Raw genomic sequence first — 9,710 nt, 5'->3', positions numbered from 1 at the left:
AGTCATTTTAACTCAATTGCAAGAGATTTAGAAAAAGAACAAATTTATTCGGCATTGGTTATTGAAAAAAGATTTACAAAGCAATTAACACATCCTCTTTCAAAAGTTTTTATTGATGGTTATAATATTTCAACTCTTAGGCTTAATAAAAATATTAAAAAATTTGTACAAAAAAAGGGAGTGGACTATTTTCTAAACTCTGAAAAAATAAATGAGATACATGAAGGAATTTTTAAAAATAATTACTTTGTATCACAAGTAAATATTGTTGGAGTAAATGAAAAGGTAATAGCACATTATATTGTGTTTATAAAAGATAAAGAGTACCTTCAAAATAAAGAAATTTTACTACAAACGCTTACCGTTCTTATGGCACTGCTTTTCCTTTTAATGTCCTATTTTGGATTTAAAACACAGGTGCTAAATGTGGAGTTAATAGCTTCACTTAATGAAAGAGTGAAAGAGGAGACAGAGAAAAATCTCTCTTTAATCTATAATGATCAACTTACACAATGTTATACAAAAGAGAAATTTATAGCAGATAAAGATCTTTACAAAGATAAAGAGCTTGTAATGCTTAATATTAAAAATTTCAGTCAGATTAATGCTACTTATGGTTTTGAAATAGGTGATGGAATTTTGAGATTAACTGTTTTGAGGCTGCAAACTATTTTAGAGAGAAAAATTTACAGAATTGATTCTGATGAATTTGTTTTTATATCTGATGAGATAACAGATGATGTGAATCATATAAATCACCATTTTAATGATGACCCCTTGCATGTGACAAAGGATGATATTAACATTAGAGTTGCATTTAGTTTTTCAGTTGTGCATGGTTTAGAAGAAGATTCTCTGCGTAAATTAACCATTGCTATAAAACAGGCAAAAATGGAACCATACAAAGAGTTCGTTCACTATAAAGAGCAGAGTGTCAACAATGACTTCTTAAAATTCAACAGCTATCTCTATGATGCTATATTTGCACAACAAGATGCAAGAATTATTCCCTATTTTCAAGGTATTCGCAATAATGAAACTAATGAGATTATGAAATATGAAACACTTGCTCGTCTTGAAGTAAGTGGAAAAATTTACTCTCCGTACTATTTTATAGGAGTTGCAAAAAATAGTGGATTTTTAGTTGAAATTACAAGAATTATAATAGATAAAAGTTTTGCATATCTCGCAAAACACTCAAAAGATGTAACAATATCCATCAACATTACAGAAGATGATCTTTACAGTAAAAAACTAAAAGCATATTTATTAGAAAAATTAGATTTTTACCATCTTAGGGCTGAGCAGATTGTTTTAGAAATTTTAGAAGGGGTAAGTTCTGGTGGAACACACAACAATATTATTCAGCTCAAAGAGCTAAAAGAGGCAGGCTTTCAATTAGCCATTGATGATTTTGGTGTTGAATACTCCAACTTTGAGCGTATTAATGAACTTGATGTTGATTTTATTAAAATAGATGGAAAATACATTAAAAATTTAGATACAAATCCAAAAAGTTATAAGATTGTAAAAGCAATTAGTGAGTTTGCATCTTCGATGGGCATAAGAGTTATTGCTGAGTTTGTAGAGAATGAAGATATTCAAAAATTTGTTGCAGAGATAGGCATAGAGTTTTCACAGGGCTACTGTTTTTCTATCCCATCACCAATGTTTAAAGAGTAAACTTGAATTTGTTTGAAAAACTTGTTGGTAAAATTGATAAAATTGTTTTAACTTTTACGGTTGTTGTTCTTTTTGCTTCTCTATATTTTGTTTATACTCTTAAGGAGTCATACTCCCAAAAAGAGACACTGCAGTCATTGGATAATGCACTTTTTTTGACAAGAAATTTACTTGAAGAGGAACAACAACATGCTCTTTCTCTCTCTTTGTTGCTTGCGCAAGACAAAACTTTTTTAGAAGCATTTTATAGCAATAAACGAAAAAAAGCATTTGAGATAATTGAGCAGAAGATTAAAAGTTTACAAAAGTTGCAGGGTTATAATTTTGAAGTACAGGTACACGATAAAAACTTGCATACTTATCTTAGAAGTTGGGATTATTCCATAAAAAATGTACCACTTGCCTCTTTTCGTAAAGGCTTGGTTTTTGTTAAAAAGCACAAAAAACCTTTGGTCTCCATAGAAGTGGGTAAACGCTTAAATATTAAAGCTATCTCTCCAATTTTAAAAAATGGCTCTTTTGAAGGATCTATTGAAGTTATTGAAAATTTTGAACACCTGAGAAAGGCACTTGCAGAACATGGTTATGCTCTTTTTATACTTTTAAATAAAAAATATCTCAATATCGCAACAAGGGTGCAAGATAATCCTCTCATTTTTAATAAATTTGTATTGGTGAACAAGAGCTATGATAGACACAGTTTTGAAAGTTTGAAAAAATCGAACTTGCATAACTTAGAAAGTTCTGGTTACTTTACACAAGACAAATATGCTTTTACCTACTTTAGCATCAAAAATTTTCAAAATCAAAATCTAGGATACTTTGTGATTGTATTTGAAAATAGTGCACCTCTTATGCTTAAAACACATGATGAAATAACAACAGAGGAAGCGAATAGTTCAGGAGTTGTTATTCAATGAAAATCTTACTTTTAGAAGATGATGTGAATTACAAAGAGACTATTCAAGAGTATTTAGAATCATTGGGATATGAGGTAGAGAGTTTTGAGAATGGGGACGAAGTTATAGATACACTCTATTTTAAAAAATACCATCTGCTGCTTTTAGATATTCGAGTACCAGGTAAAAGTGGTTATGAGATTGTAAAAATGATGCGTGAAAAAAAAGATGAAACACCAGTGATTTTTATTACCTCTTTAACAGATATAGATAACTTGAGCATAGGTTATGAGCTTGGCTGTAATGATTATATTCGTAAGCCTTTTGCCGCGCAGGAGTTAAAGTACCGTGTAGAGCAGGTTTTAAAAGTTTTTTATTTTCACTCAAATGAAGAAGAGTTAAATCTTAATAACGATTATAGCTATAATCTCACAAAAGGAAAACTGTTTCATAAAGAGGAAGCAGTTGCCCTAACACCAAAAGAGCAAAAAGTCCTTGATTATTTGATTACAAATCTTGATGAGTATATTTCAACAAAGCAGTTGTGGGAAGATGTATGGGAAGAAAAAATGGTAACGGAAGCAGATATTCGTATGTGCATTAAAAAGATACGAGATAAAACAGATGCAACATTTATTGTTAGTAAAAAAGGGTTTGGGTACAAAATTGATAGAAAAAGATAAACGATATATCTATACCCTAGCATTTTTTTACTCTATGCTGATTATCTTTGTGGTGAGTATTCCTGCATATTTTTATATTTCTGTTGAGAAAAAGAGTTATAAACAGGCTCAAATGCAAGATTTACAACATTACACTTATGGGGTTGAGAAGAGCATTTATGATTTTTCTCGTACAAATAAACATATATTTAATTTTCCCCGTTCGCTCTTTTATACTTCATGTCTGTATGGTAGCAGTACAAAACTGCTATTTGCAACAGATGAAGCATTATGTAAAACTATTACAACAAACAGAAGCCAAGATGGAGTGCTTAGTAAAGAAATTCTCTTGAGTACAAACAGACTTCAGGCAGGCAGACTTATAATTGCTAAGAGATTTTCATATAAAAATATTTATACAAAAGCATTTATTGCAGCACTTTTTTTGGGAGCTATAATCTTTTTTATGACACTATTTTTTATAAAAATTTCTCTACGACCACTTGAAAAAGCAAATAGATACTTGAATGTTTTTTTTAATGATGCGATGCATGAACTTAAAACTCCTCTTGGTGTTATGCAACTTAATTTAGAGTTTTTACGAGATAAGGGAGATAGTAAAGTTCTTCGAAGACTCTATAACAGTATGCAAAGCATAATTTTGATTTATGAAGATATTGAGTACCATATAAAATATACGCATGTAGAGTATAAAGCAGAAAATTTGAACTTTTCTCATTTTTTGCAAAACCGAATCAATGTTTTTTTAGATTTGGCAGGGATTAAAAATATAATTATTGAAGAAAATATAGAAGATGGTCTCTTTCTTAATATAAATCGAATTGAGGTACAAAGAATCATAGACAATACAATCTCAAACGCAATCAAATATAGTCCAAAAGATACACAGATAAACATTAGACTCTATAAAGATAATGAGTATATTATTTTTAGTGTAAAAGATCAGGGTGTAGGCATAAAAGACACTCAAAAAATATTTGAGCGTTATGCTCGTGAGGATGTAATTCAAGGTGGTTTTGGTATTGGTTTAAGCATCGTTAAACATATATGTGATAAAAATGGTATTGAAATTTCAGTAGATACTAAACTCTCTCAAGGTTCTCTTTTCTCTTATAAATTTTCATAACTCTTTTTTTACTTACACAAAAGTTACGCAACTATTGTTAATATATGACATATAAAAAAGGAGAACGATATGAAAAGTAATTTAATAAAATACTCAATAGGTGCTGCGGCACTTTTAATACTAGGCTCAAATGCTATGGCAGCAACGCCTACAGCTGCACCAAAAACTTATCCTGCTGGTGAAGTAGGTAAAATGGTAAAACTAGGTGAAGATATCTTGATGCATACAGATACGCACCCTCTAACAAAAGATATGGTAGGTAATAAACTACAATGTATTAGTTGTCATATACGAGGTAGTGATGGAAAACCAGGTACTGCACCAGGAATTGCTACTTTTATAGGGACAGCAACTTCATTTCCAGCATACTCTAAAAGAGAAAAATCTGTACAAACACTTCAAGATAGAATCAATAACTGTTTTATGCGTAGTATGAATGGAAAGCGTCCTATCATTGATACAAAAGCATCTGTAGCAATGGCAGCGTATGTTACATGGCTCTCAACAGGTATGCCAATGAAAATGAATCCAAAAATGCCTTGTAGCCCGTTAAATTCACAGAGATGGATGCATGGTGCGAAACATTTTGCAAAAATTCAAAAAAAAGCAACACATGCAAATTATGTAAATGGTAAAAAACTTTACGAAGCCAAATGTGCAATGTGTCACAGTGCTGATGGTGCAGGTATGGGAACATTTCCACCACTTTGGGGACAAAAAAATGGAAAATGGCTTGCATACAATACCGGTGCAGGTATGAGTAAACTCAACAAAGGTGCTGCATGGGTACAATCAAATATGCCATTAGGTCAAGGTGGAACACTTAAAGATCAAGAAGCAGCAGATATTATGCTCTATGTAGATGCGCAACCTCGTGCAGATTTTGATTTACGAAAAGGTCTTTTCCCTGCAAGTAAAATGGGATATTATAATTCAAAAGTACATGAAGAAAAACACTCAGTACGCAGCAACTTTAAACAATTTGGTCTTGATGTAGACAAAATTCGTGGCGACCATAAAATAAAATAAGGATTCAAAATGCAAATTCAAAATAAAATAGTTTTATCACTCATAAGTGTGTCAGTTCTTTCAATGGGACTGCATGCTGCAGATTGGCTCAGTATAGCAGGAACACAACCATCTTTCGTAAAAAAAGATGGTAAAAAAGTAGCAAACCACAATAACAAGCCACATTTTTGGGGATTTATTCAAGCTGGATATCAAAAAGATTATGGGACAATATTAGATAAGGCAGGTACGAATAAAACACCTTTTGTTATGTTAGCACCAAGTTTAGACCACCAATCTGGTTTTGAAATAAATCGTGCCCGTTTAGCCGTTCGTGGAATGGTAGATAAAGATAATCAACTTGATTACTTTTTTATGACAGAGTTTGGTGAAGATGGTGTTACAGAACCTGCAGGTCATCCTACACATAACTATTTGACTGATGCATCCATTACATATAATGGTATTCCTTATGTACATGTAAGGGCAGGGCAGTTTAAATACCCTGGTAGTGAAGAAGGTATGCGTGCTGTTTTTGCATCAGAGTATCGTAACTTTTCAACTGCAGGAAATCAACTTCTTCTTGAGCGTTTTCTCCCGAATAATGCGAAAGAAACAGTTGCAGGTTCAGGTATCTATCAAGGAGATACAGAACAATCTGTCGGAGCATATCGTGATCGTGGTGTAGAACTCTTTAATACTACACATATTAGAAAAAACATTACTGTAAGTGTCGCAGGTATGGTAGGTAATGGTACTGGTCTTAGCTCTAAAAATGCTTCAGGTAATATGACATACTACGGTTACCTTGCGAGTGAGTATCTGTTTGGAAAAGGTAAAGGGTACTATACACAATCTGTGAAAGTATATGGTTGGTACCAAAATGGAGCAAGAAGATTAAATAATAAGAACTATGACCGTACAAGATATGGTGCTGGTGTGGATTATTTTCATAATGGACTTCGTGTGGATGTCGAGTACATTAAAGCAAAAGGTATGATTTATAATGGAGCAAAAGATGTAGATGCAGATCCTTATAACAATGATTGGCAATACCAAATCGCGGCGGAGAGTAAAAATGAAGCTGATGGTGGCTTTGTAAGTGCACAGTATTATGTACTTCCTAAAAAAGTAGAACTACTTGCTCGCTATGACTACCTTAATCGTTTAACAAATTTAAAATCACAAGGTGGTGAGAGGGATTATAAAACAACTACACTTGGTATGTCTTATCACTTTAAAGGGCCTAATAGAATTGATGTGAACTATGCATTTAGAGATTTTGATGCACCTGGAAATGCTGTAGCGCAAAAAGTAGTTGACAACATGGGCAATTTACTTTCTATTCAAGGAACAATTAAATTCTAATATTACAGGGACCCTCGCTTAGAGCTCACTAGCAAATTTCAACATATCTATGCCATATTTTTGGCGTAGTTTTTGTGTAGACTTACTCAGAGTCTGCATCTTTTTTTCTTCTTCAAAGCCAATAAGTGAGAGTTCTTTGCGTGAGTCCCTTGTAAAACTTGAGCAGTTTATGCTCAGGCGAATCATATGTAATCTTTTTTGCGTGTCTGCTTTATGAAACATCTCTAAACAGAGTGCATCGAACTTCTTTTCGGTAAAAATTTCTGCTTTTGATACATTAATATGTGACTTTTGATTCATTTCATAATGAATGCTGAGGTGAAAAACAGTAGGAATGACATCAAGTTTAAAAATGGCAAAGCTAAGATGGCGGGCAAGTATATGAACACGCCGTTTGAGCTCATTTCTGTCAAAAATAGGGTCAAATGTGCGTGAAATACCTATGGACTTGCGTTTATGCTGCGTTTGGATGGGTGCATCACTCTCTCCATTTACTCTTTTGTAAAGTTCTGTAGCATAAGGTCCCCACGACTCAAGTGTACCGCGTCTTAAACGCAGCGCTCCGAGTGTTTTTATTTGTACTGCGTTTAGCTTTGTTCGCATATTTCGCCCAATACCTGCAAAATCTTCTACCTTTATAGGATTAACAAATTCATCAAAATCCCATTCATAAATGGTTTTGCATCCAAATGGTTTGGCATAAGTTGTGGCAAGTTTTGCAATGTAGCGAGTTTTTGCTGCACCGATGGAGACGGGGAGATTGAGCTCTTTTTTTATTTCATGGCGTAGATTGTCAATAAAGTGAGGAATTGCTTCATCTTCTACCCAGCCATTTAAATCTCCGTAAAACTCATCTATGCTGGCTTGTTCTATAAGCGGAATTTTGCGTGCCAAAAAATCATGTAACTGATGTGAGAGTTTTTGATAGAGTGACATATTTGGTGCTTTTATAATGAGTGCAGGGCAGAGTTGCAGTGCTTCTCGTATGCTCATAGCAGTTTTTATACCGTAGGCTCTTGCTTCATAACTAGAGGTTGTAAGTATGCCGCGAACGCGTCCATCAGCATCTTTAAACGCAGCTATATCATCATCTTTATCTTCGTAAGCTTTATAAAAAGTGGGTACAAAACTACCAGAATTTTCAAAGTTTACTGTCTGATTTTTTGCCTCTTTAGTAAATATTTTTGTATCACTCCTTCCACCTATGGCAACTGGCCTGTGTTCAAGCTCAGGGTGTGAAATTCGTGTAGCGCTGACAAAGAAGCAATCTATATCAATATGTATTTTCATAACAGAAGTTTATAATAGATATTTATAATTGCAAAATTTATTGCATATTGCCAAAATTTGACTATAATTGCAAAAAAATTCTAAGGATAGAAAAAATGGCACAAGTACCAGAAAATATTGGATGTGAGAATCCAGAATGTATAGCAAAAGATGAATGTAAAAGACAAGTGATTGCTAAAAATGGCACAGCAGTTGAAGTAAAAACATTTGGCGGTACAGCTGAAAAGAAATGTGGTAAGTTTTTACAAAAATAAGTAACTTTTGAAATACTTACTCCCTCTTCTCGTAATTTTTTTCACTGGATGCAGCATAAAAAATTACGAGCATAGTGAAGCAAAAATCGTCACCATAAAATCCCCCAAAATTAAATTTTCAGATATAGGATATGTTAGGCATACAGATGATGCTATTGAGCTTGAGCTTTTTGAAGCAGGGCATGTTTTTCAAAAGATTGACATCAATAGAATGATTTGTGTGCAAGATGGCTGCATGAGAAAACATAGCTTTAACAAAGAGTACTTAAACGCCTCTTATCCTGATGATATTTTGCAAAATATTATACTGGGTCATGCGATTTATGCTCAAAAAAATCAGCATAAATCAGATGATGGATTTACGCAAATTATAAAAAATAAGAGTGTCGATATAAAATATAGGGTCAATGCTCATGAGAGCTTTTTTAAAGATAGAAAAAATCATATTATTATAAGAATAAAGGAACCAAATGGCTACTAAAATGAAAAAATTTGTAGGTGCTCATGTAAGTGCAAGTGGTGGTGTTTACAATGCTCCCCTAAACGCAGAGAAAATAGGTGCAAAAGCATTCGCTCTTTTTACAAAAAATCAAAGACAATGGGTGGCAAAGCCACTTGATGCTGAGACGATAGATAAGTTTAAAAAAGCACTAGATGAGAGTGGAATACTTCCTAAACATGTACTGCCTCACGATAGCTACCTTATAAACCTTGGACATCCTGAAGTTGAAAAGCTGGAAAAATCAAGGGCTGCGTTTATAGATGAACTAGAGCGTTGTGATTTGCTAGGGCTTGACAGACTTAATTTTCATCCTGGGAGTCACTTGGCAAAAGTGGCTAAAAAAGATAAAGAGAACCCTGAAGTGATGCAACCCATAGAAGATGTATGCCTTGATGTTATTGCAGAGTCGATTAACATTGCACTTGATAAGACAAAAAATGTCAAAGCAGTCATAGAAAATACCGCAGGACAGGGAAGTAACTTAGGTTGGAAGTTTGAGCATATTGCACACATCATCGACAAGGTAGAAGATAAAAGCCGTGTAGGTGTTTGCATCGACACTTGTCATATGTTTACAGCAGGCTATGATATAAGAACCCGCGAAGCGTATGACAAAACATGGGCTGCGTTTGGCGACATCATAGGTTTTGAGTATTTGAGTGGAATGCACATTAATGACTCTAAGCCACCGCTTGGCTCGCATGTAGATAGACACCACTCACTTGGAAAGGGTGAAATAGGAATTGATGCGTTTAAATTTATAATGAATGATGAGCGAATGGATGATATTCCACTTATTTTAGAAACAATTGATGAGACGATTTGGAAAGAAGAGATAGAGATGCTTTACTCTTTTATAGAGTAAAATAAAATTTTTCGTTACAATATGGGTATATT

General features: G+C 33.6%; 10 protein-coding genes. 9 read left to right on the top strand and 1 reads right to left on the bottom strand.

Annotation, left to right across the window (positions count from 1 at the left end):
* The 6 genes from MVY38_RS06245 to MVY38_RS06220 all read left to right on the top strand — a co-directional run.
* Positions 1 to 1,683, top strand: a 1,683-nt coding sequence (locus MVY38_RS06245; RefSeq protein WP_297484422.1) for an EAL domain-containing protein, incomplete at its 5' end; no start/stop codon positions are given.
* Between the two features lie 2 nt (positions 1,684 to 1,685).
* Positions 1,686 to 2,603 (top strand): cache domain-containing protein, encoded by a 918-nt coding sequence (locus tag MVY38_RS06240; RefSeq protein ID WP_297484420.1) that lies wholly within the window; start codon positions 1,686 to 1,688, stop codon positions 2,601 to 2,603.
* On the top strand, positions 2,600 to 3,265 hold the full coding sequence (locus tag MVY38_RS06235; RefSeq protein ID WP_297484418.1) for a response regulator transcription factor: 666 nt from the start codon (positions 2,600 to 2,602) through the stop codon (positions 3,263 to 3,265). Before MVY38_RS06240 ends, MVY38_RS06235 begins: the two co-directional genes overlap by 4 nt.
* Positions 3,207 to 4,391 carry a HAMP domain-containing sensor histidine kinase gene (locus tag MVY38_RS06230; protein ID WP_297484416.1) on the top strand — a complete coding sequence of 395 codons (1,185 nt, stop codon included), beginning with the start codon at positions 3,207 to 3,209 and terminating at the stop codon, positions 4,389 to 4,391. The genes MVY38_RS06235 and MVY38_RS06230 overlap by 59 nt, the downstream gene beginning before the upstream one ends.
* A gap of 69 nt (positions 4,392 to 4,460) precedes the next feature.
* Complete coding sequence (locus tag MVY38_RS06225) at positions 4,461 to 5,420, top strand: c-type cytochrome (protein ID WP_297484414.1); 960 nt, start codon at positions 4,461 to 4,463, stop codon at positions 5,418 to 5,420.
* A 9-nt stretch (positions 5,421 to 5,429) separates the two neighbouring features.
* Positions 5,430 to 6,767: a hypothetical protein gene (locus MVY38_RS06220; protein ID WP_297484412.1), complete on the top strand. Its 1,338-nt coding sequence runs from the start codon at positions 5,430 to 5,432 to the stop codon at positions 6,765 to 6,767.
* Between the two features lie 18 nt (positions 6,768 to 6,785).
* Here the strand turns inward: MVY38_RS06220 and MVY38_RS06215 are convergent, their stop codons facing one another.
* On the bottom strand, positions 6,786 to 8,057 hold the full coding sequence (locus MVY38_RS06215) for a DNA polymerase IV (protein WP_297484411.1): 1,272 nt from the start codon (positions 8,055 to 8,057) through the stop codon (positions 6,786 to 6,788).
* A gap of 95 nt (positions 8,058 to 8,152) precedes the next feature.
* On the opposite strand from MVY38_RS06215, the gene MVY38_RS06210 reads away from it, so the two are divergent.
* The 3 genes from MVY38_RS06210 to nfo are packed head-to-tail and all read left to right on the top strand — an operon-like array spanning position 8,153 to position 9,678.
* A complete protein-coding gene (locus MVY38_RS06210) occupies positions 8,153 to 8,311 on the top strand; it encodes a hypothetical protein (RefSeq protein WP_297484409.1) in 159 nt (52 codons plus the stop codon).
* A gap of 7 nt (positions 8,312 to 8,318) precedes the next feature.
* Positions 8,319 to 8,792, top strand: coding sequence for a hypothetical protein (locus tag MVY38_RS06205; protein ID WP_297484407.1), 474 nt, complete (start codon positions 8,319 to 8,321; stop codon positions 8,790 to 8,792).
* A 1-nt stretch (position 8,793) separates the two neighbouring features.
* On the top strand, positions 8,794 to 9,678 hold the full coding sequence (gene nfo / locus MVY38_RS06200; RefSeq protein WP_297484424.1) for a deoxyribonuclease IV: 885 nt from the start codon (positions 8,794 to 8,796) through the stop codon (positions 9,676 to 9,678).
* The last annotated feature ends 32 nt before the right edge of the window (positions 9,679 to 9,710 follow it).

It is taken from the genome of Sulfurimonas sp. (genome assembly GCF_027056685.1).
Lineage (GTDB): Bacteria > Campylobacterota > Campylobacteria > Campylobacterales > Sulfurimonadaceae > Sulfurimonas.
The sequence above is the reverse complement of the archived record's forward strand: the minus strand, read 5'-3'. Positions and strand labels throughout refer to the sequence as shown.